The sequence below is a fragment of the Pseudonocardia charpentierae genome (assembly GCF_031845345.1).
Taxonomy (GTDB): Bacteria; Actinomycetota; Actinomycetes; order Mycobacteriales; family Pseudonocardiaceae; genus Pseudonocardia; species Pseudonocardia charpentierae.
The window spans coordinates 498,006-520,202 of the sequence record NZ_JAVREJ010000001.1 but is presented as its reverse complement, the minus strand read 5'-3'; the positions used below and the strand labels follow the sequence as shown (position 1 = coordinate 520,202).

General features: G+C 73.3%; 19 protein-coding genes. 2 read left to right on the top strand and 17 right to left on the bottom strand.

From position 1 onward, the window contains the following. Window positions 1–11: 11 nt before the first annotated feature. Entirely contained in the window at window positions 12–809 is a 798-nt protein-coding gene (locus RM445_RS02495) for a CPBP family intramembrane glutamic endopeptidase (RefSeq protein WP_311554279.1), read from the top strand. Here the strand turns inward: RM445_RS02495 and RM445_RS02490 are convergent. Together RM445_RS02490 and RM445_RS02485 are read right to left on the bottom strand one after the other, a co-directional pair. Continuing rightward, window positions 806–1,447 (bottom strand): cysteine hydrolase family protein, encoded by a 642-nt coding sequence (locus tag RM445_RS02490; protein WP_311554278.1) that lies wholly within the window; start codon window positions 1,445–1,447, stop codon window positions 806–808. The two genes, RM445_RS02495 and RM445_RS02490, sit on opposite strands and share 4 nt — an antisense overlap. Before the next feature lie 36 nt (window positions 1,448–1,483). Beyond that, on the bottom strand, window positions 1,484–2,419 hold the full coding sequence (locus tag RM445_RS02485) for a DUF5926 family protein (protein WP_311554277.1): 936 nt from the start codon (window positions 2,417–2,419) through the stop codon (window positions 1,484–1,486). Between the two features lie 130 nt (window positions 2,420–2,549). Between RM445_RS02485 and RM445_RS02480 the strand changes: the two genes are divergently transcribed. Continuing rightward, window positions 2,550–3,776: a cytochrome P450 gene (locus RM445_RS02480; RefSeq protein ID WP_397469211.1), complete on the top strand. Its 1,227-nt coding sequence runs from the start codon at window positions 2,550–2,552 to the stop codon at window positions 3,774–3,776. Here the strand turns inward: RM445_RS02480 and RM445_RS02475 are convergent. The 15 genes from RM445_RS02475 to RM445_RS02405 form a co-directional block, all read right to left on the bottom strand. Continuing rightward, complete coding sequence (locus RM445_RS02475; RefSeq protein ID WP_311554275.1) at window positions 3,739–4,728, bottom strand: DUF4328 domain-containing protein; 990 nt, start codon at window positions 4,726–4,728, stop codon at window positions 3,739–3,741. The genes RM445_RS02480 and RM445_RS02475 overlap by 38 nt on opposite strands. A gap of 13 nt (window positions 4,729–4,741) precedes the next feature. Continuing rightward, window positions 4,742–5,065, bottom strand: coding sequence for a rhodanese-like domain-containing protein (locus RM445_RS02470; protein ID WP_311554274.1), 324 nt, complete (start codon window positions 5,063–5,065; stop codon window positions 4,742–4,744). 136 nt (window positions 5,066–5,201) lie between these two features. Continuing rightward, window positions 5,202–6,836 (bottom strand): solute symporter family protein, encoded by a 1,635-nt coding sequence (locus RM445_RS02465; RefSeq protein WP_311554273.1) that lies wholly within the window; start codon window positions 6,834–6,836, stop codon window positions 5,202–5,204. After that, window positions 6,833–7,165: a DUF485 domain-containing protein gene (locus RM445_RS02460; RefSeq protein WP_311554398.1), complete on the bottom strand. Its 333-nt coding sequence runs from the start codon at window positions 7,163–7,165 to the stop codon at window positions 6,833–6,835. Before RM445_RS02460 ends, RM445_RS02465 begins: the two co-directional genes overlap by 4 nt. A 128-nt stretch (window positions 7,166–7,293) precedes the next feature. Next, complete coding sequence (locus RM445_RS02455) at window positions 7,294–9,012, bottom strand: sodium/solute symporter (protein WP_311554272.1); 1,719 nt, start codon at window positions 9,010–9,012, stop codon at window positions 7,294–7,296. 6 nt (window positions 9,013–9,018) lie between these two features. Further along, window positions 9,019–10,611 carry a hypothetical protein gene (locus RM445_RS02450; RefSeq protein WP_311554271.1) on the bottom strand — a complete coding sequence of 531 codons (1,593 nt, stop codon included), beginning with the start codon at window positions 10,609–10,611 and terminating at the stop codon, window positions 9,019–9,021. Between the two features lie 54 nt (window positions 10,612–10,665). Next, window positions 10,666–11,550 carry a LytR/AlgR family response regulator transcription factor gene (locus tag RM445_RS02445; protein WP_311554270.1) on the bottom strand — a complete coding sequence of 295 codons (885 nt, stop codon included), beginning with the start codon at window positions 11,548–11,550 and terminating at the stop codon, window positions 10,666–10,668. 141 nt (window positions 11,551–11,691) lie between these two features. Beyond that, window positions 11,692–12,582, bottom strand: a complete 891-nt coding sequence (locus tag RM445_RS02440) for a S49 family peptidase (protein ID WP_311554269.1) — start codon at window positions 12,580–12,582, stop codon at window positions 11,692–11,694. Window positions 12,583–12,624: 42 nt separating this feature from the next. Then, a complete protein-coding gene (locus tag RM445_RS02435) occupies window positions 12,625–13,830 on the bottom strand; it encodes a sensor histidine kinase (protein ID WP_311554268.1) in 1,206 nt (401 codons plus the stop codon). A gap of 5 nt (window positions 13,831–13,835) precedes the next feature. After that, a complete protein-coding gene (locus RM445_RS02430; protein ID WP_311554267.1) occupies window positions 13,836–14,726 on the bottom strand; it encodes a DNA-formamidopyrimidine glycosylase family protein in 891 nt (296 codons plus the stop codon). Then, a complete protein-coding gene (locus RM445_RS02425) occupies window positions 14,726–15,166 on the bottom strand; it encodes a hypothetical protein (RefSeq protein ID WP_311554266.1) in 441 nt (146 codons plus the stop codon). Before RM445_RS02425 ends, RM445_RS02430 begins: the two co-directional genes overlap by 1 nt. A gap of 121 nt (window positions 15,167–15,287) precedes the next feature. Beyond that, window positions 15,288–15,809, bottom strand: a complete 522-nt coding sequence (locus RM445_RS02420) for a cupin domain-containing protein (RefSeq protein WP_311554265.1) — start codon at window positions 15,807–15,809, stop codon at window positions 15,288–15,290. A gap of 71 nt (window positions 15,810–15,880) precedes the next feature. Continuing rightward, complete coding sequence (locus tag RM445_RS02415) at window positions 15,881–18,280, bottom strand: glycoside hydrolase family 65 protein (protein WP_311554264.1); 2,400 nt, start codon at window positions 18,278–18,280, stop codon at window positions 15,881–15,883. Window positions 18,281–18,344: 64 nt separating this feature from the next. Then, window positions 18,345–20,144: a peroxidase family protein gene (locus RM445_RS02410; RefSeq protein WP_311554263.1), complete on the bottom strand. Its 1,800-nt coding sequence runs from the start codon at window positions 20,142–20,144 to the stop codon at window positions 18,345–18,347. 213 nt (window positions 20,145–20,357) lie between these two features. Next, entirely contained in the window at window positions 20,358–22,061 is a 1,704-nt protein-coding gene (locus RM445_RS02405) for a TM0106 family RecB-like putative nuclease (RefSeq protein WP_311554397.1), read from the bottom strand. Between the last annotated feature and the right edge of the window lie 136 nt (window positions 22,062–22,197).

Below are 22,197 nucleotides of genomic sequence, written 5' to 3'. Positions count from 1 at the left end.
CGTCGCCGCCCGTGCGGACCTGGCTCATCCCGACCCCTCCGGTCGGCCCGCCGATCGACGACCCCACGCAGCGCCGACTCGTCACGACCGAGGTGCTGGTGGTTCTCACCGTCAGCCTCGGCCTGTCCGCGCTCCGCAGCGGACTGAGCCTCGTCGACGCCCTCCTCCAGCCCGTCCCGCTGAACGAGCAGCAGGTCGCCCTGAACGCTCCTGCGGCGCAGGCCGACCTCGTCGACCTCGCGCTGCAGCTGACCCGCGTGCTGCAGCTCGTCGGCTGGGGCGCGCTCGCCGCTTACCTGCTGCTCCGCGCAGGCCTGTCGCTGCGCGCCGTCGGGCTCGACGGGCGCCGTCCGGGCCGCGACGCGCTCGGCGCCGCCGGGCTGGCCACACTGATCGGCATCCCGGGACTGGGCGTCTACCTCGTCGCACAGGCGCTGGGCGTGAGCGTCACGATCGCCCCCACGACGCTGGACGACACGTGGTGGCGGCTGCCGGTGCTGATCGCCTCCGCCGCGGCGAACGCCTGGGCGGAGGAGGTGGTGATGGTCGGCTACCTGCTGACCCGGCTGCGGCAGCTGGGGTGGTCGGAGAACCGCTCCCTCGCCGCCCAGGCCGTGCTGCGCGGGGCCTACCACCTCTACCAGGGCCTCGGCGGGTTCCTCGGCAACATCGCGATGGGCCTGGTGTTCGGCCGGGTGTGGCAGCGCACCAACCGGCTGTGGATGCTGGTCGGCGCCCACACGCTGATCGACGTGGCCGCTTTCCTCGGCTACGCCGCGCTGCGCGGCCGCGTGACCTGGCTGCCCTAGGCGGAGCCGAAGGCCGCCACGATCTCGGCGGTGGTCGCGCGGTACGACATCAGCGAGTAGTCCAGCGAGTCGAGCGAGCGCTGCGCGGCGTCCGGCTCGACGATCCCGCACGCGTCGTCCACCACCACCGGGAGGAAGCCCAGATCCGCGGCGTGCCGGGCGGTCGGCTCGATGCCGATCTCGAGGACCGCCCCGACGAGGACCAGCGTGGTGATGCCGCGGTCGCGCAGCGCGGCCTCCAGCGGCGTGCCGACGAGGGCCGACATGCCGAGCTTGTCGAACACCGGCTCGCCGGCCACGGGGGCGAGCTCGTCGACGATCGCGGTGTGCGGGGCGTCCGGCGGGAAGGCGGTGGTGACGTCCTGCGCCCGGTCCTTGCGCTGCCACGCCATCGCCGTACGCAGTGCCCCAACCCCGAGGTGCGTCGGCGGCAGCGAGACGTGCCGGACGTAGAAGACCGGGACGTCCGCCGCACGGGCGGCGTCGACGATCTCGCGGATCCGGTCGACGAGCACCTCGCCGTCCTTGACGTGCGGCAGGATGCCGACCTGCGCGTCGTAGACGAGCACGCCCGCTGCGGCGGGGCGGCACATCTCGGCGACGGAGTCGGGGACGTCGAGACCGAAGGCGCGCTGCACGGATTACACCCTTTCACAGATGAGCGGCCACGCGTACTACCGGAGCGTGACCTGCTTGCCCGCCAGCGCGCCGCGCGCGCGGCGCTCGATGTCCGTCAGCGGCGCCTCGTCGGCCAGTGCCTCGTCCAGCCGCTTCGCGAACGCCGCCGCCGGGGCCGCCCACTCCTTGGCGTGCTGCTCGCGGTCGAGGTCCCAGACGGGCACGACGAGCCCGTGCGCGCGGAACGACCCGACGTACCGGCTGCCCTCGCCCAGGTCCAGCCCCCCGGCGGCCTGCAGCCGGGCGAGTGCGGCGACGAGCCGCTCCTCGGGCTCCGGGCGCACCCAGCGGATGTGGGCCTTCGAACCGGTGTCGACCCAGAACGCCGCCCGCACACCGTCGGCGACCACCGCCTCGGTCGGCATGATCACGGCGTTCGCCCGCTCGAGGGTGGCCGCGACCTCGGCCGTCGGCGACGCCGCGTCCTCCGGCGCCAGCCACCAGGAGAAGTCGGTGTGGATCGTGAGGTCCAGGGGTGCGTCGACCTCGATGACGTCCTGCAGGCGCACCGGGTCGCCCGCGGTCGTCGGGACGACCGGCAGGGCAGATCCCGGCTCCGCGTCACGCGTCCAGCGCAGGGCTCGGGCGATGTCCGCCGACAGGTCGCCCGAGCGGGTCTGGACCTGCATGCCGAGCAGGACCTCGCCGTTCGGCCGGACGAGCGCGGCCGACGCGCCCGGCAGCACGGTCGCCACCGTGGCCTGCTGCCCGTCGCGGGTCGGCAGCGGCGCCGTCGCCGACGGCAGGAACTCGCGCATCGCGACCAGCTCGCACTCGGCGGCGAGACCGGCGAACGGACGGGTGACGATCACGTCGTCTCCCGCGCCGTGGCAGGCCTTGTAGCGCTTGCCCGAGCCGCACGGGCAGGGGCGGCGGGGGTTCTCACCGGCGGTCGCGTCTGCCGCGGCGGCGCGGCGAGTCTTCTTGGCCATCGCGGGAACGGTAGCGCTGTGCGTCACAGGAGCTTCGCACGGGCGGTGCTGGGGGTAACCCGCACAATCGACCGCGAGTTGTGCCAGGAAGGCCACCTTCATGGCGCGTCAGGACAGGAAGGTGGCCTTCCTGTCATCCAGCCGGAGGCTTCCCGTGCCGTTCGACCCCGCCGACGCCGCCTTTCTCGACGACCCTTACCCCACCTTCGCCGCCCTGCGGGCGATCGCCCCCGTTCACGAGCACCCGCTGCTGGGCATGCCCGTCGCGGTGTCGCACGCCGCGTGCTCGGAGGTGCTCCGCGGGCGTTCGCTCGGGCGGATCTGGGCGGACGCGCAGCCCGCCGCCGACTTCCCCGCGTTCAACCTGCTCCACCGCAACTCGCTGCTCGAGCGCGAGGGCGAGCCGCACGACCGCCTGCGCACGCTCGTGGCCGCCGCGTTCAACCGCGGGCACACCGCGCGGCTGGAGCCGGCCGTGCGCGCCCTGGCGGACCGGCTGATCGCCGAGCTCGCGGTCCAGGTGCGCCACACGGGCTCGGCGGACCTCATGGCCGGCGTCGCGCACGTGCTGCCGGTCGAGGTGATCGCTGAGCTGCTCGGGTTGCCCGAGGAGATCCGGCCGCGGTTGCGTGGCTGGTCGACCGCGATCGTCGCGATGTACGAGCCGGACCCCGGCGACGGCCGACGCGCCCGCGCGGAGGAGTCGTCCGCGGAGTTCGCCGGCGCCCTGCGCGAGCTGATCGCCCATCGCCGTGTGCACCCCGGCGACGACCTGGTGAGCGACCTCGTCAGTGCCGATCTCGGCCCCGAGCGGAGCGGGCGCGGAGCGCGGTTGAGCACCGACGAGCTGGTCGGCACCGCCGCGCTGCTGCTGATGGCCGGCCACGAGGCGACCGTCAACGTCATCGGCAACGGCGTGCTCGCCCTGCTCGACCGTCCCGAGCAGTGGCGCCGCCTCGTGGCCGACCCGGGGCTGGACGCGACGGCCGTCGAGGAGCTCATCCGCTACGACCCGCCGCTGCAGCTGTTCGAGCGGACCGCGATGCGCGACACCGTCGTCGCCGGACACCCGGTCCCCGAGGGCACCAAGGTCGCGGCGCTGCTCGGCGCCGCCGCCCACGACCCCCAGGTCTTCGACCGCCCCACCGAACTGGACGTCGGTCGCCGCCCGAACCCGCACCTGGGCTTCGGCGCCGGCGTCCACTACTGCCTGGGCGCCCCGCTCGCCCGGGTCGAGGTGGCTGCGGTGCTCGACGCGTTGCGCCGCCGCCTGCCGGGCATGACGCTCGCGGCGCGGCCTCGACGGCGGCCCGACTTCGTCATGCGGGGCTTGCGGGAGCTGCGGTTGGCGGCGTGACCGAGCGTGCGAGGTCACCATCGGACGCCGTAGCTGCGCCGTCCTGGACGGCGAGCAGCAACCGCCTGCGCGGCGCGCGGACCGGGTTCAGCAGCGCCGTCAGCCTGCCCACGAGCACCGCGGTGACGCCGGCCGTCGCCGCGGCGACCAGATCCAGCACGGCGTGCAGCACGACCCCGTCCGCCCTCGCCTGGACGCCGGTGCGCCACGACCAGGCCAGCACGACGGCCGCGATCACTCCGCCGACCACCCAGAGGAGCCACCAGACGCGGACCAGACGCGACGGTTGCGGACGTCGGTCGGGCGCCCGGTCCAGCGCCCCGTGCTCGATCTCGGCGAACACCGGGCCGGCGACCGCGAGGTTCCAGCCCGGTACGACCCAGCCGAGCACGATCTCGCGCCACGACCGCGACGGCCGCGACCCGGTCCGCGCCGCGGCCGCGACCGCGGCGTGCAGCGACCATGCGACCACGAAACAGCCCGAGGCGAGGCCGAGCAGGACCGTCCCCGTTCCCGCGGCGAGCACCAGCGCGTCCGACGCAGCCACCGCGTCCGCCGACAGCGCGCCCTCCCGGCTGGCCAGCAGCAGGACGTAGCGCCAGATCTCGGCACCGCCCGCCAGCAGCGCGACCGCGGCCAGCGCCCAGAGCAGGGGAACCGCGACGGCGGCCAGCGAGCGGGCGGTCCGCTCGGCCGGGACCGAGGGCGCGGACGTGTCGGGAACCGCCCACGGCGCCGCCGGGAAACCCCACTTCGGGGGCTGGGCGTAGCGCGGCGGACCGACGTAGCGGGTCGGCTGCGGAACCGGGAGCGTGGCGACGGTCGACGCAGGGGGCTCGGCCACCCACTGCAGGGTGGCGAGGTAGCGCCCGCAGTGCGGGCAGAAGGGGCCCCCGGCGGCGTCGGACACGTGCCCGCAACGGGGGCAGGGCATCCCGGCGGGGACGGACACGATCGGTGGCCGGCTAGACGATCTGCGGTGTGCCGGAGTCGGCGACCACCGCCCGGCCCTGGGCGGACCACGCCTGCATGCCGCCGTCGACGTTGACCGCGGGATAGCCCTGGGCGGCGAGGTAGGCCACGACCCGCGCCGAGCGGCCGCCGGAGCGGCAGACGACGTAGAGCGGGTCGTCGTCGGGCAGCTCGTCGATCCGCTCGATCAGCTCGGACATGGGCAGGAGTCGCGCCGTCGGGGCGTGGCCCGCGGCCCACTCGTCGGGCTCGCGGACGTCGAGGAGCGGGGCGTCGGCGGGCACGTCGGCCACCGGGACGGTGGGAACGCCGTTCATGGGCCAATCCTGCCACGCGGGGGCGTTCCGTCCCGGTGAGCCGGGGCGGCGTCGGGGCTCGCAGCATGGTGGCTTTGCAGCGGTCCCACCGCAGTAAAGCCACCATGCTGCACTCCCGGACCCCGCCCGAACGGCGTCAGCGCGCGACCGTCGCCGCTTCCGGCACCGTCGCCCGCTCCGCGCCCGCCCCCGTCAGCGCCCGGACCTCCATCTCGGCGTACCGCCGCGCGGCGTCCGGGCGCCGCCCGCCCAGCACCGTGCCCACCGCACCGAGCAGGAAGGACAGCGGGATCGACACCAGGCCCGGGTTGTCAAGCGGGAACCAGTGGAAGTCGACGCCCTGCAGCATCGACGCGCTGCGGCCGGTCGCCGGGTCCGCAGGCTTGCCCGACACCGCCGGTGAGAGCACGATCAGCACGACGCTGGTGACGAGGCCGCCGTAGATACTGCACAGCGCGCCGGTGGTGTTGAACCGGGCCCAGAACAGCGAGTACAGCAGCGTCGGCAGGTTCGCCGACGCCGCCACGGCGAACGCCAGCGCGACGAGGAACGCGACGTTCTGCCCGTTCGCCACGATCCCGCCGACGATCGCGATGATGCCGACGGCCACCGCGGTCAGCCGCGCCACCCGCACCTCGGATCGCGGCGACGCGGCCCCTCGGCGGATCACGTTGGCGTAGACGTCGTGGGCGAACGAGGCCGACGCAGTGATCATCAGCCCCGCGACGACCGCAAGGATGGTGGCGAAGGCGATCGCCGACACGACGCCGAGCAGGAACTCGCCGCCGAGGTGATAGGCGAGCAGCGGTGCGGCGTTGTTCTGGTTCGCCGCGGTCACCGTCCCCGGAGGCAGCAGCGCCGTCGCGCCGTAGCCGAGAACCAGCGTGAACAGGTAGAACACGCCGACCAGCCAGATCGCCCACACCACCGACCGACGCGCCTCGACGGCGTTCGGGACGGTGTAGAAGCGCATGAGGATGTGCGGCAGCCCCGCGGTGCCCAGCACCAGCGCCAGCGCCAGAGAGATGAAGTCGACCGGGTTCGTGTACTGCAGTCCGGGCTCGAAGATCGCCGTGCCGTGCGGGCTGCGTTCGGCGGCGCGCTCGAGCAGTTCGCCGACGTCGAGCCCGACGACGCCGAGCACCCAGGCGGCCATCACGGCTGTACCGACCAGCAGCAGCACCGCCTTGATGATCTGCACGTACGTGGTGCCCTTCATGCCGCCGACCAGCACGTAGACGATCATCAGGGTGCCGACGACCACGATCACGAGGCCCTGACCGATCCGGTCGCCGGCCGGGATCTGCAGCAGCAGCGCGATCAGCCCGCCCGCCCCGGCCATCTGCGCGAGCAGGTAGAACGCCGAGACGACCAGCGTCGACGTCGCCGCGGCAGCACGCACCGGACGCTGGCGCATCCGGTAGGCCAGCACGTCGCCCATCGTGAAACGGCCGGTGTTCCGCATCAGCTCGGCCACCAGCAGCAGCGCCACGAGCCACGCCACGAGGAACCCGATCGAGTAGAGGAACCCGTCGTAGCCGTTGACGGCGATCGCGCCCGCGATCCCGAGGAACGACGCGGCCGAAAGGTAGTCGCCGGCGATCGCGACGCCGTTCTGCGGCCCGGTGAACCCGCGGCCCGCCGCGTAGTAGTCCGAGGTCGTGTGGGTGGTGCGCCCCGCCCGGTACACGAGCACCAGCGTGACCAGCACGAACGCACCGAAGATGGCCAGGTTCAGCCCGACGCTGCCGACCTGCTCCTCGGCGCTCACCGGTGGTCCTCCATGGAGCAGCGGATCTGCGCGGCCAGCGGGTCGAGCCGGCGGGCGGCGAAGCGGACGTAGGCCGCGGTCAGCGCGAACGTCGACACGAACTGCGCGAGCCCGACCAGCAGGCCCACCGTGATCACGCCCGACACGGGCGTCGCCATCAGCTCACGTGCGTACGAGGCGAGCACGACGTACGCGAAGTACCAGAGCAGGAACGCGGCGGACATCGGGAACACCCAGCCCCGCAGCCTCCGGCGCAGCTCGACGAACTCCGGTCCGGCCTGCACCTGCTCGTGCAACGTCGCCTGCTCGTGCGCGGACGGCGGTTTCACCTCGCCGAAGTCCCAATCGGTGGCCTGCACGCTGCGCCTCCCGTGTCCACCTCTCGGGCGCCACTCGTCCGTGGTACCCGTGCCCTGGACAACGACGGAGGGTCACGGAGGGTGCGGAGCTGCGCCCGTCAGACCCGGTCGTGGTTGAGGCCGAGCCGTTCGGGGGCGTGCAGGCGCAGGAGCACGTCGTCGACGTCCGCCGGGATCTCGCCCTTGGACATCCGGCTGACCACCACCATCGTCAGGAACGCGGCAGGCACCGTCGCGATCGCGGGCCGGTGGATCAGCAGCCCGAGCAGTCCTTCCGGCAGCCGCGCGAACAGGCTCAGCAGCGCGGCGACCGTGGACAGGACCCCGCCCACCAGTACGCCGGCGGCCGCCCCGCGCGCCGTCAGCCCACGCCACCAGATGCCCAGCACGAGCAGCGGGCAGAACGTGGAGGCCGCCACCGCGAAGACCAGCGGCACCGTGAGGCCGAGGTCCAGCCGCACCACCGACAACGCCATCGCGATCGGCAGCACCGCCGAGAGCACCGCGGCCAGCCGGAGGTCCTTCCACCTGCCGCGCAGCACGTCGGTGTACAGCACCCCGGCCAGGCTCACTACCAGTCCGGACGACGTCGACAGGAAGGCCGCCGCCGTCCCGGCCGCGACGAGACCGCCGAGCAGCCACGCCGTCCAGCCGTCGCCGAGCGCGGCCGAGGGCACCAGGAGCACCGCGGCATCGGTCTCGCTCGTCGCGAGCAGGCCCGGCGTGTAGAGCCGGGCGAGCACCCCGACGAGCACGGCCACGATGTAGAACCCGCCGATCATCGCCAGCACGGCCACGGTCGTGCGGCGAGCCGCCCGGCCGTCCGGGTTGGTGTAGAAGCGGACGAGCACGTGCGGCAGGCCCATCGTGCCGAGCGCGCCGGCGATGAGCACGGAGTAGATGGCGAGCATCTGGTAGTCGGCATCGCCGGTTCCCGGCTGGAGCCACTCCCGGTCCGTGGTCGGCGCACCCGCGACCGTCGGCACCGGCGAGCCCGCCGGGAACTTCAGCTGGGTACCGGCAGCCACCTCGTGCCGGCCCGGCGCCCACGTCACCGACCCGTCCACGCGGACCCGGTCGACCGTGCCGTCGACGACCAGGTTCACCGTCTCCGAGGTCTGCAGGACCGCGTCGGTGCGGACGTCGACGGTCGTCGCGTCGCGGAAGTCGGGAGCGGTGTCGCGCTCCAGGCTCCGGCTGTCGGACAGGAACAGGCCGAGCACGAAGACGGCCGGCACCAGCAGCGCCGTCAGCTTCAGCCAGAACTGGAACGCCTGCACGAACGTGATCGACCGCATGCCGCCGCCGACCACGGTGAGCACGACGACCAGCCCCGCGCCGGCGATCCCGCTCCACGCGGGTAGGGCCGTCAGCGTGGTCAGCGCCAGCCCGGCGCCCTGGAGCTGGGGCAGCAGGTAGAGCCACCCGATGACGAGCACGAAGACCGTGCACATCCGGCGCAGGCCGTCGGAGTTCAACCGCGCGACGGCGAAGTCGGGCACCGTGTACGCGCCCGAGCGGCGCAGCGGCGCAGCGACGAAGAGCACGAGCGCCAGGTAGCCGGTGGTGAACGCGATGGGGAACCACAGGGCGTCCGCGCCGTCGCGCAGGATCATGCCGGCGACGCCGAGGAACGACGCCGCCGACAGGTACTCCCCGGAGATCGCGCTGGCGTTGGCGACCGGGCCGACGGTGCGCGACGCGACGAGGAAGTCGGACGTGCTGCGGGCGACGCGGACGCCGAGGGACCCGATGAAGGCCGAGGCCACCGCGACGAGCGCGATCGCGACGAGCGCGACGATCCCGGAGGTGCTCATGTCCACTCAGTCCTGCACGTGGTCCGCGAAGTTCTGCTCGACGCGGTCCGCCACCCGCGTGTAGCGCCACGCGACCCCGACCAGGAACGGGTACATCAGCAGTCCGAGCAGCAGCCACGGCACGCGGACGCCCAGCAGGTGGAACCGCCCGACCTCGGGCAGCAGCGTGAGGACCGCAGGCAGGGTGCCGAGGACGAACACGGTGAGCGCCGCGAACCGCAGCGTCACCATGAGCTGCGAGCGGATGAGGTTGCGGCGCAGCAGCTCGCCGACCGCGGTGCCCTCCTGGACCTCCTTGATCGTCCGCACCGGCCGGGCGACGCCCTTGCGCTCGGAGAGCACGACCCGCACACGGGTACTGCCGGGCTCCGGCGGCGCCGTGCCCACGACGGGGATGTGGCGCGGGGTCACCGGCCGCGGCGGGACGTTCCGGTTGTGGACCGGCGCCCGCTGCACCGGTATCCCGACCATGCGGGCGGGTGGCGGCGTCCCGGTGTGGATCACCGGCAGCACGGTGGTGGCCGCCTCGGCGAGATCGGTCCCGGCCGTGTCGACGGTGTCGGCAGCCGGGTCGACGGCGCCCGTGTCGACGGCGCCCGTGTCGTGGTCGTCGGCGTCGTCCGTGTCGCCGTCGCCGTCGCCGTCGCCATCGTCGTCGTACTCGTCGCCGTCGCCGTCGTACTCGTCGTCGTCGTACGCGTCGTCGTCATCGTCGTAGTCGTCGTAGTCGGTGTAGTCGGCCGGCTGCACGAGCCCGGCGCCGGCAGCGACGCCGACGTCGTCGACGGTGTCCGCGGCGTCGTCGACGATCTCCGCCGGACCGGTGTCCGGCCGCGGCGTGACCTCGGTGGGCGCCGCGGCCGCGGCCGCGAACCCGTACGGCGGGGAGGCCGGGACGCCCCACGACGGCAGGGAGTCGGAGCCGCCCGGGACTCCCGGCGGAGCGCCGAGCCGCTGGACGGGCTGGTCCGGCACGATCGAGGAGCCCGGCCGCGACCAGGGCCCGGCGGCGCTGCCGTCGCCGTGCAGCGGCACGCCGGGACCGGTGCGCCGCTTGCGGACGGGCAGCGGAATCCCCGTCGGCGGCAGCGACGGGCCTCCGACGGGCGCGCTGCGGGTCTCGATGGTGTTCGGGACCTCGGCGGTGGTGCCGTCGTCGGCCACCGGGCGCACGACCGGGATCGGCCCGCTGATCGGCGCGGCAGGCTCCGCGGCGGGGCCGGGGGTCAGGACGGAGTGCCGCGGCACGTAGTTCTCGGGGAGGTCGCCCGCCGCGACCGATCCCGGAGGCGGAACGGGCGGGGGCGGCGGGATGCGGGCCGGCGCGACGGGCTTGCGTCGACGGCCCTGCGAGGCCTCGCGGCCTCCCAGGCCGTCCGGCTGCCCGGCCGCCGCCTCACCACGACGCGCATGCCGACCGCGCGTCGAGCGGTTCTCCGCCATCCGACGCTGGATCTCGGCGCGCACCCACTGGGAGCCGTCGTCGAACTCGGACGGGTGCCGGGCAGAACCCCCGTCGTCGAGAATCCCGTCGTCCGGGTTCCCGTCGTCCGGATCCGGCGCCACCGACGGCACCGCGCCGTCGACGTGAGTGGTCACGGAACGTCTCCGCCGGACCTGGTCACCCGGTCTCGTCCCCCCGGGAACGGGGGGTCACCTCTGGCTCCATGCCTGCTTCGTCGCGCGAACCAGGCGGTCCTTCAACTCGCGGGTGTGCCGGCGGCTCACCGGCAGCTCCGCGCAGTCCGGCCCGCTGCCGACCCGCACGACGTAGCCCGACCCGGACAGCCGCAGCTCGGTGACCAGCGGGAGGGACACCAGGAACGAGCGGTGGATCCGCACGAATCCGGCCTCACGCCACCGGTCTTCGAGCACCGACAGCGGGATCCGCACCAGGTGGCTGCCCTCCTGGGTGTGCAGACGGGCGTAGTCGCCCTGCGCCTCGACGTAGCGGACCGCGGACCGCGGCACGAGCTTGGTGGTGCCGGCCAGCTCGACCGGGATCACCTCGTCCTCGCCGCTGTCGTCGCGAACCGGCTCGGCGGTGCCGACGGCCCGGTTGGTGAGCACCCGGTCGATGGAGGCCGCGAGGCGGTCCGTCCGCACGGGCTTGAGGAGGTAGTCGACCGCACCCACCTCGTAGGCGTCGACGGCCCGGTCGTCGTGGGCGGTCACGAACACCACCGACGGTGGCTGCGCCATCGACTTGAACACTCGCGCCAGCTCGAGGCCGTCGAGGCCGGGCATGCGGATGTCGAGGAACACGACCTCGACGTCCGTGCGCTCGGCCAGCCGGACCCCGGTGGCGGGGTTGACGGGCCCGCCGGGGCCGGGACGGGTACCCGGCGCCGCAGAAGCGGCCTCGCGGACCCCCTGACGGCTGTTCAGGATGCGCAGGGCGTCCGTGGCGTCGGAGGCCTTGAGCACGGTCCCCACCCGGGAGTCCTCGCCCAGCAGGTACGCGAGCTCCTCGAGCGCGGGGTGCTCGTCGTCGACCGCGAGAACGACCAGGCCGCCACCGTTGTCGTTACCGTCCACGATCTCCTCATCCTGCATTCCGGTCGTCCGGGGCCGGTGATCTTCCGTCCGGCTCCGCCGACTATGGTGACTGCGAAACGGCGTAAGTGCCAGAGTCGTGCACCGATCGGATACCGCTCGGAAGCGTTCCGGCACTACGAGCTACAGACCGTACCGTGCCCATGTCGCGCGGATCTCAACCGCCTGGGCGAACTGCATGACAAGATCGGCTGGTTCGTGTTTGGCAGCCGCCGGAGCTGCACCGATGCCCAGCCGGGCGAGCAGCGGCCGCCGCCCTTCGACCGGCACCAGCTCCGCGTCGGGGAAGCGCTCCGTCAGCACCCCCCGCGCGGTGCCGAGCCCGTCGACGAGCCCCAGCTCGGCTGCGCGGGCACCGGTCCACACCTCGCCGTCGAACAGTTCGACGTCCGAGGTGAGACGGTCGCCGCGCCGCGCCACCACCCACTCGCGGAACATCGCGTGCAGCTGGTCCTGCAGCCCCCGCAGCCACACGACGTCTTCGGGCTTTTCCGGGAGGAACGGGTCGAGGCGCGACTTCGACTTGCCGGCCGTGTAGAGCCGCCGCTCCACGCCGATCCGCTGGAGCAGCCCCTCGAGCCCGAAGCTCTGGCTCACCACGCCGATGGACCCGACGATGGACGTGGGGTGGGCGTAGATCTCGTCGGCCGCGCAGGCGAGCCAGTAGCCGCCGGAGGCCGCGACGTCTTCGCAGAAGGCGATCACCGGCACCTCGTGCTCGTCGGCCAGGCCCCGGATGCGGTCGGCGACCAGCGCCGACTGCGTGGGCGAGCCACCCGGCGAGTTCACCAGCAGGGCTACGGCGACGACGTGCTCACGCGTGAACGCGCGCTCGAGCACCTTCTCGGTGCTCACAGAGTTGATCACGGACCGGGGTACGGGGCCCGCCGTGGGAGTGATCACGCCGTGCAGCCTGACCAGCGGGACCACCGGGTGCCCGTCGTCGCCGAGACGACCGGGCAGGCGTCCGGGGAGGCGGGCGGCGAGCCGCTCGGGAAGGCGAAGCGCGTCCATGTGGCTACGTTACGCGTGGCCGTCGACGGCCCCGACGCCGCTTCACACCCGGATGCCCACCCGGAACTTCGGCACCCGCAGCGTGATCTTCATGCCGGCGCCGACGTTCGTGTCGACCACCAGGCCGAAGTCGTCGCCGAAGGCCGAGCGCATCCGGTCGTCGACGTTGCCCAGGCCGACGTGCGCGCCGGACAGGTGCGCGTCGTCGAGGTCTTCGGTCAGCCTCGACGGGTCCATGCCCACGCCGTCGTCCTCGACGATGATCACGCACTCGGCACCCGCGTTCTCGGCGGTGATCGTGATCGTGCCGCCGTTCGGCTTGCCCGAGAGCCCGTGCCGCACGGCGTTCTCCACCAGCGGCTGCAGCGCGAGGAACGGCAGCACCACCGAGAGCACCTCGGGCGCGATCTCCAGCTTGATGTTGAGCCGGTCGCCGAAGCGCGCCTTCTCCAGGCGGATGTACCGCTCGATGTTGTTCAGCTCGTCCTTGAGCGTGGTGTACTCCCCCGCCGTGCGGAACGAGTAGCGCGTGAAGTCGGCGAACTCGATCAGCAGCTCGCGGGCGCGCACGGGGTCCGTGCGGATGAACGAGGCGATCGTGGTGAGCGCGTTGTAGACGAAGTGCGGCGAGATCTGCGCCCGCAGCGCGCGCACCTCGGCGCGGTTGAGCCGGGCCCGCGACTCGTCGAGCTCGGCGAGCTCGAGCTGGCTCGACACGTACCGCGCGACCTCGCCGGTGGCCCGCAGCAGCACCGGACCGGCCGTCTGGTTGGTCAGGGCGGCGAGGGTGCCGACGATCGAGCCCTCGATCTCCAGCGGTTGCACGACGATGCCGCGGATCTCGCAGTCGGCGCGGTCGCACTGGATGCTGTTGTGCGAGAGCACCTGCTGGCGCCCGGTGCGGATCACCTCGTCCGCCAGCGCGACGACGTCCGGCTCGTGGTGGTCGGCGTCGCCGTCCCAGGCCAGCACGGCACCGCGGCTGTCCGTCATGGCCAGGGCGGGGTTGTCGAGCAGCGTGCGCAGGTAGGGCAGGGCGAAGGCGGCCGACGACGGCGACAGGCCCTCGCGCAGCGCGGGCGCGGCGAGGGCGACGGTGTGCAGGGTGCCGAAGGTGGCCTTCTCCAGCGGCGTCGCGAACGTGTTGCGCCTGCCGCGGGCGATCAGGACGACCACGACCGTCGCCAGCACCCCGACGACCACCCCGAGCAGCACCAGCAAGGGGGGCGACCCGAGCAGTACCTCCACGGCTCCTACCTCACCAGGCGGGACAGCCTGCGGTCGGCGAGAGGCCGGCCACCGGTCTGACAGCCGGGACAGTACTGGAACGACCGATCGGCGAAGGACACCTCCCTGACCGTGTCACCGCACACCGGGCAGGGCAGGCCGGTGCGGGCGTGGACGCGCAGGCCGGAGCGCTTCTCGCCCTTCAGCGTCGCCGCGCCCTGGCCGACCGAGCGGGCCACGGCGTCGCCGAGCACCCCCGTCATCGCGGCGTGCAGGTCGTCGATCTGCTCGGGCTTCAACCGGCCCGCGACCGCGTACGGCGACAGCTTCGCGGTGTGCAGGATCTCGTCGCTGTAGGCGTTGCCGATGCCGGCGATCGTCCGCTGGTCCGTGATCAGGTTCTTGATCCGCTCGGTGTGCCCGCTGAGCAGCTCCGCGAACTCGTCGCGGGAGAGCGCGAGCGCGTCGGGACCGAGCCGGGCGATGCCCGGGACCTCCTGCGGGTCGGCCACCAGGTACACCGACAGGCGCTTCTGCGTTCCGGCCTCGGTGAGGTCGAACCCGGGCCCTCCGACGGCGTCGAGGTGCACGCGGAACTGGAGCGGACCGCGACCCGGCTTCGGCGGGGCGGCGGCGGCCGTCTCGTGCCAGCGCAACCAGCCGGCCCGCGACAGGTGGGTGATCAGGTGCAGCGGGCCTGCCTCTCTCCCACCCGACCCGGGGTCGGCGAACTCGACGGCCAGGAACTTCCCGTACCGGGCCGCTCCGGTGACGACGCGCCCGTGGAGTGCTGACACCGGCGGGTCGAAGGTCTTGAGCACGCTCATGCCGGCGACGTCCACCCGCGCGACGGGCCGGTAGAGGGCGCTCTCGCGCAGGTGGTGGGCGAGGGCCTCGACCTCCGGTAGCTCCGGCATCAGTTCACCGGATGCAGGGGGCTGTCGGCGTGGCCGGGGGTGGCGCGGGTGCGCAGGCTGCGGACGAGCACGCGCATCTCCTCCTTCGCCCTGCCGCGGCCGCGGACCATGCCCGTCCAGTGCTCGGCGGGCAGGTCGTAGCCGCCGCTGGTCTCCGCGACGAGCGTCCACGGGCGCCGCATGATCCAGCGGACCGGGAAGAACAGCAGGATCACCACGGCGATCAGCCACAGGTACCACGGGATGTGCACCAGCGGCGGCTTCCAGATGATGAGCACGACCCAGAACAGGAACAGCGCCGAGAGGATCAGCAGGACCGCACCGCGGCCGCCGTCGACGTCGTGCTCGAACTCGTCCCCCGTGGCCGGGGTCTTCCACTCGATGTTGCGGCGCACCGACCAGGTGCGTCCGTCCGCTCCCGCGACCGTTCTCGCTTGCATTCCTCCCGGAGCCTCCGCCGTGGGGGTGTACGGACCCGGCGGGCCCGTATCGGGGTCCACGATTCCACAGAGTGGCCCGGTGGGGCGGACGTGGCGACGAGCGGTGAGCCCTTCGTCCGGTTCAGTCCTCCGGGCAGGGCGAGGACACGTCCTCGCTGTCGGGCACGCCCGGGGCGAGCAGCGTGGTCACCACCAGCTCGGCCGGAGCGGTGCCGTCGTTCGCGAGGCGGTGCGGGACCGCGTCGCCGACGAACAGCGCCTCCCCCTCGCCGAACCGGGCAGGCGTGCAGCCGCCCTCGCGCCCGAGCGTGACGGCGCCCCTCCGCACGATCACCGTCTCCGTGCCGGGATGGCGGTGCCACTCCTGCGTCTCGCCGGGTGCCAGCACGACGGTGCGGACCGCGTAGACGGCCGGGCCGGGGGTCCGGATGGTCACCTTGGAGTCCACCGTCCCCGCCGCCGGTTCGACGGTGGCGGGTACGGGCGCGGGCACGGCGACGGGCGCCGCCGCGGGGGCCGCGGGCGCGGCCGGAACCGGCTGGCCCAGCTGGCCGGGCTGCGCACACGCACCGAGGAGCACGCCACCGCCGAGGAGCAGGGCGGCCACCCGGGCCGTCCGGAACGGGCGGGGGATCAAGGTCACCGGTCCTCCTGCAGGTCGCTTCAGCAGGAGGTTAATGAGAGTGACCCACCCGACAGGGCACCGCCCCCGGCTCAGGCCTGCTCGTGATGACCCGCCGAAGCGGGCGTCCCGGGCCGGCTGTCGTCGCGGAGCGTGCCCCGACCCGGGGCTCGCGTCTCGGGCTGCGACGGCAGCGGTGGGCGCGGGCGGGGCCGGGTCGGCCGCGTCACCGGCACGCCGACGGCCAGCTCCAGGTCGTCGCGCTCGTGGCGCACCGTCAGCGGCTCGCCGCGCAGCAGCTCGTAGGTCGCCTGCCCGGGCTCGACCGTGACCCGCAGCAGCCGTCCGCGGAACAGCAGCCGGAAGCGCAGTCGCGGCAGCTCGTCGGGCAGCACGGGCCGGAACGACAAGCCGTCGTCGACCTGGCGCAGGCCGCCGAACCCGCACACCAGCGCCAGCCACGTCCCCGCCAGCGCGGCGACGTGCAGGCCGTCCGACGAGTCGTGCTCGGGGTCGCGGATGTCGGCGAGTGCCGACTCCACGACGTACTCGTGCGCGAGGTGCGGCAGCCCCACCTCGGCGGCGAGGACCGCCTGGCAGCAGGCAGACAGCGACGAGTCGCGGACGGTGATCTCCTCGTAGTAGGTGAAGTCGCGCAGCTTCTCCTCGTCGGTGAACGCGTCGCCGCGCAGGAACAGCGCCAGCACGAGATCGGCCTGCTTCACCACCTGCTTGCGGTAGAGCTGCAGGTACGGGTAGTGCGAGTGCAGCGGGTAGTTCTCCTCCGGGGTGCCGGCGAAGTCCCAGCGGGGCGCGAGGGTGAAGCCGGCCGACTGCGGGTGCACGCCCAGGTCGTCGTCGTAGGGGATGCAGACGGCGTCGGCCGCCTGCTCCCAGGCGGCGACCTCGTCGAGGGTCACCTCCAGCGGCTCGGCCGCCTGGGGGTACCGGCGGACCCAGCGGGCGGCGCCGCGCAGGTTCCGCTGCAGCATCAGGTTCGTGTAGACGTTGTCGTCGCCGAGCGCGCTGTACTCGTCGGGTCCGGTCACCCCGAAGACGTGGAAGCGCTCGTCGCGGCCCCAGTGGCCCAGTGAGCACCACAGCCGCGCGCTCTCCACCAGCAGCTCGACGCCGGCCTCGCGGGCGAACTCCTCGTCGCCGGTGGCGTCGACGTAGCGCAGCACGGCGTCGGCGACGTCGGCGTTGACGTGGAAGGCCGCCGTTCCGGCGGGCCAGTAGCCGGAGCACTCCGGGCCGGTGATCGTCCGCCAGGGGAAGGCCGCGCCTTTGAGGTCCAGCGTCGTAGCCCGCTCGCGGGCGGCCGGCAACGTGGCGTGCCGCCAGCCCAGGGCGTGCCGGGTGACCTCCGGACGGACCGCGGTCATCACCTGCAGGACGAACGTCTCGGTGTCCCAGAAGGCGTGCCCCTCGTAGCCGGTGCCGGTCAGCGCCTTGCCGGCGACGGCCCGGCCCTCGGCGCGCGCCGTGGCCTGCAGCAGCTGGAACAGCGCGAACCTGACGGCCTGCTGCAGCTCGTCGTCGCCGTCGATCTCGACGTCCGCGCACTCCCAGAAGCCGTCGAGGACGGTGCGCTGGCTCGCGAGGAGCCCGTCGAAGCCCTCGTGCCGGGCGACCGTCAGCGCTCCCGCCAGCTCATCGCGCAGCGCAGGCAGCTCGTGGGTGTCCGACCACGCGTACGCCACGAGCTTGGTCAGCGTGACCGACTCGCCGGGTTCCAACTTCGCGCGGACCGTGAACCGGGCGTGGTCGGGGGTCGCCTCGCCGTGCACGTCGAGCTCGGCGGGGCTCTCGACGTCGTGGTGAGCCGTGGCGCCGACCAGCAGCCCGGTGCGCAGGGTGCGGTGCACGAGAGTGAGCCGGCCGTTCGCGTCGTGTTCCTGCGGCTCGAGGGGATGCTCGAGCAGGTCGACGGCCGAGGGGTGGCTCGGCAGGTGCGGTTGCTGGGTGTTGGCGACGAGCCCGGACTGCAGCACGACCTCGACGGGCCGTTCCAGCGCGCGCACCGCGTAGCGCAGGGCGAGCACGCCGCGCTGGTCGAGCGACACGAGCCGGGTGGAGGTGACCTCGACGCTGCGGCCGTCCGGCGAGCGCCAGCGCAGCTCGCGCGACAGCGTGCCCGCCCGGAAGTCGAGCACGCGTTCGTGGTGCAGGAGCGTGCCGGTGCGGACGTCGAGCGGGTGGCCGTCGACCAGCAGCCGGACTGCCGTGCCGTCGATGGTGTTGACCAGGGTCTCGGTCGACTCGGGATCGCCGCTGCCGGTCTCGGTGTAGACCATCGTGCGCAGCTCGTGCACGCCTGCGAGGTACGTGCCCGGCATCCCCACCGGCTCCCCCTCGTCCAGGGTCCCGCGCACGCCCAGGCTGCCGTTGGCGACCGTGAGGACGGCTTCGGTGCTCGCCAGCTGGTCGAGCTCGAGCCGGGGCTCCCGAAGGCACCAGGGTTCGACGGTGAAGGTGTCTTCGGTAGTCACACCCCGGTCTTTCCCCGGCTACGTGGGAGTCAAGCTGATTCGACCGGAATGTCCCGATCCGACCTCAGACCGGCACGGTGAGGGACCCGGACTCCACCGGTGCGGTCGCCGCGGGGTTGACCAGCTCGTCCGCCGGGAGCTTCGCCGGGCCGGTGTCGGCCCCCGCTGCGGGTGCCTCGGGCGCCTCCGGCTCCTCGACCTCGTTCGGGTCCTCCGGCTCCTCGACCTCGTTCGGGTCCTCGGGTGCCTCCGGCTCCTCCGGGGCGTTCGGGTCCTCGGGCTCCTCCGGCGTCACGATGCGCGCCCGCGGGTCGATCGCGTCGGCCGCCAGAATGAAGTCGCCCATCTTGTAGTTGGGCCCGGGCACGAACGACGGGTTCGCGGTGAAGTACGAGGTCTTGTCGAGCGCCATCAGGCCGAGGATCACCTCGGCGACGATGCGGCCGCCGACCGGGCCGAGCTTCTTCCCGCCGAGCAGCTCCGACTCCTTGAGGATGTAGAACCACAGCGGCGCCTTGCCCTTCCACCCGGGCTCGGTCAGTCCCAGCTGGGCGTTGGTCAGGGGCTTGATCCCCATGACGGTGGCGACGTCCTGACCGGCCGGCAGGCCGAGCCGTTTGCCGCGGAGCAGGTTCCGCTCGGCCAACGCGACGATCGCGCCCGTCGTCGGCGCGACGACCGTCGACGGCAGCTTGAACAGCGGCAGCGAGAGCTGAGAGTCGATCAGCCGCGCCATGTTGCGGTCGTCGGGGGTGTTCATCCCCGGGATCTCGAAGAAGTAGTTCCAGTCGATCCACAGGCTGGGCGGGATCTGGCGGTTGCCGCGCAGGTCCTCGTAGCCGTCCTGGCCGAAGATCGGCACGGTGTGCCCGTCCTGCACCTCGTACTCGGCCCGGATCATGCTGTGGCCGAAGCGGTACGCGGCGCCGGAGTACTCCACCGGCATGTAGGGCTTGTTGACGTTGCGGGGCTGGTAGAGCCGGCCCGTGAACTGGATCGGGCCTGTGCCCCGGCGGCGGATCAGGCTGGTGACGACGTCCTGCCCGACGATCCGCGCGAGGAAGTCGTTGACGATCAGGTACTGGTAGGTCCAGCGCAGCTGCTGCTGGGCCTGCTCGAACGTCCTGCCGGCGTCACGCAGCTTGTTGTGCATGCGCAGGAAGACCACGTGCAGCTGCGCGACGATGAGGTTCTCGTCGTTGCGCGGGTCGCCGAGGTAGGCCGCGCCGACGCCGTCGCGGGGCAGGTCGAACAGCTCGTCGTGCGGATTGACCAGCAGGTAGCCGGGCTTGGCTGGGTCGTAGAGCTCGGGGCTGCCCGTGGGGCCCTTGCCGTAGACGCTGCCGAGGTCGAACTTCGGGGTGTCGTAGTTGACCATCCCCCGGACGTCCTGCTTCTGCTGCGTGAGCGGCGTCTTGTCCAGCGTCATGTCGTGGTCGACGAACTGGCCGAAGTAGATGTACCCGGCCGGCATGGTCTCGTTGTCGAAGGCGACGTCGCTGTCCTTGACGTCGTTGAGCGGCGCCTTGCCGTCGTTCATCTTCAGGGCCAGCGCGGTGAGCAGGGCGTCCGGCGGGTTGAACGCCTGCAGCCGCTTGAACATCGTTCCGAAGCGGGCCTCCCGGTCACGCCCGGACCGCAGAACGATGTCCGAGCCGCGCGGATCGCCGACGCCGTGGGCGCCCTTGGCCGCCCGGCCCTTCTGCAGCTTGGTCAGCGCGGCCGCCGCACCGGGGGTGGGCGTGGGGGCGGGCCGGGGAACGGGCGCCGGGACCACCGGTTGGGCGGCCGCGGGGGCGATCCCGGCGAGCACCGGGACCGCGGCGAGACCGGCCGCGCCGAACAGCACTCTCCGCCGCGACACCGATGTCTCCGCCACCGATTCGGCAGCACCGCTGAACGGACAGCCACCCATGCCGCCACCTCCCCGCCGTCCCGGCCGGGATGACCCGGGAACCTGGGAAAAGCTTGGGATCACGACCTCGAACGGAGCAGCCGCGTCGGAGGGGGGTCCGTACCCCGAATCTGGGGGACCGTCCACAGTGCAACGCAGGATCGCGTGTGACGTGCGAAGTCGCTACAGGTCGACGGCGAGCGGCACCTCCTCCACCACGCGGGTGGTCATCCACTCGCGCAGCGCGTGGGTGGCCGCGACGTCGTCCGCGTTGTACTCCAGCAGCCGCCGCCGCTGGGCGAGGTCCGGCTCGACGCCGTCCATGCCCACTGCGTCGCGGTACCAGCGCATGGAGTTCTCCCCGCTGGCCTCGGGGTCGCGCCAGGCGAAACCGGCCGCCGGGGCGATCCGCTTGAGCCCCTTGCCGTGCGCGCAGAGGAACCACTCGCCGACCACCGCGAAGAGGTCGACCCAGCGGTCGTCCGCGATGAACGCCTCGACCTCGGCGACGTCCGGGATCCCCGGCCGGCCGGCGAACCGCTGGGCCGAGGCCAGCAGCCAGCGGTTCTCCGCCTGCTCGTTGTAGCAGTACGCGGCGAACGTCCGGCCCGTCGCGGCCGCCCGGTCGCGGACGCCGACGAGCCAGGTCCAGAACGCCGCGAACGAGCGGGCCTCGTCCGTGGTCGGCACCGGCTCCCAGGTCGCGAAGGCGCGGTAGCCCTCCGGCTCGTCGCCGGGCAGCGTGCCGCCCGGCCGGGTGAGCAGCACGCCCCACATGTAGGCCCCGGACTCGCCGAAGCTCTCCATGTCGACGTCCACCTCGACGTCGGCGCGCAGGACGCGGACCTCCGGCACCCGCCGGACCACGGCCAGGCCCCGCTGCCAGGCGCGCGCCAGCGCGACCAGGTCCGGGAACGGTGCGCCGGCGAGGGGGGCAGGCGGCTCCGCCGCGGGGTCCAGCGCCGCGAGCCGCGCCACGCTGGTGACCCCCGCTGCTCGCAGCGCGGTGGCGGCATCGCCGCGCACGACCAGGCTGACGTCCTGCTCGCGCTCCAGCTCCACCTCGCAGGTGGGCCACCACGGGCATCGGCGGCACTCCATGATCCGCGACGGCCGGGCGAGCGCCGGCGCGCCCGTGGCGGCGGCCGTGGCGACGGCGATCCGGTCGGCGAACCGGGCGTCGTACTCCGCGAGCGTGCTGCGCTCGCCCGGCCAGTGCCCGGCGCCCAGGTCGTGCCAGACCACCACGTCGGCATCGAGCCCGATCACCGCGCCGTGGTCGCGAAACGGCTCTCCGGGCCCCGGGGCCCAGCCCGCGGCCTCCAACATCCGGTGCAGGTGGGCCAGCCGCAGCAGATCACGCGCCTGGGTGCGGGGCTTGCGCGCCGGATCCGGGACGGCTTGCCGCGGGTCCGTCTCGGGCAGGGGTGCGGTGAGGGCGCCGCTGCCGGGATCGGTGATGCGGTGCCGCACGACGATCAGCGGCACGTACCCGCCGCCCGGCAGGCGCACCAGCAGTTCCGCGCCGCCCCGCCGACCGCCTTCCGGCCCACCGAGCACGACGCCGGACCGCACCGACGGCACGTCGAGGACCGACCGGGGCAGGACCGCGCCCCAGATCAGCGGCGCTTCCGCGGCCACCGCGGCCGCGGTGGCGGCCACGCGGTCCGACACGTCCGGCGGCACCGCATGCCACCCCGCGCCCGCCGCGGAGGCCAGCTGCACGCCGATCTGCACGCGGTGCTCCGCGGCGTCGGCCCGGCGCTGCTCCGACGACGGATCGGGCAGCGCCCGCGGCGCCGCGACCGACGACGGGTCGTGGTCGAGGTGGATCCGGCGGCGGCAGTGCGTGGTGGCCGACGCGTCGAGCACCACCTCCACGGGCACCGCACCGGGCGCCCGCGCCGGCACAGGGTTCGCAGTGGCGGTCACGGTGCCGAGGGTAGTGACCACCCCTGACAGTTCCGGCGCTGACAGTTCCGGCGCTGACAGTTCCGGCGCTGCCAGTTCCGGAGCTGGGCCG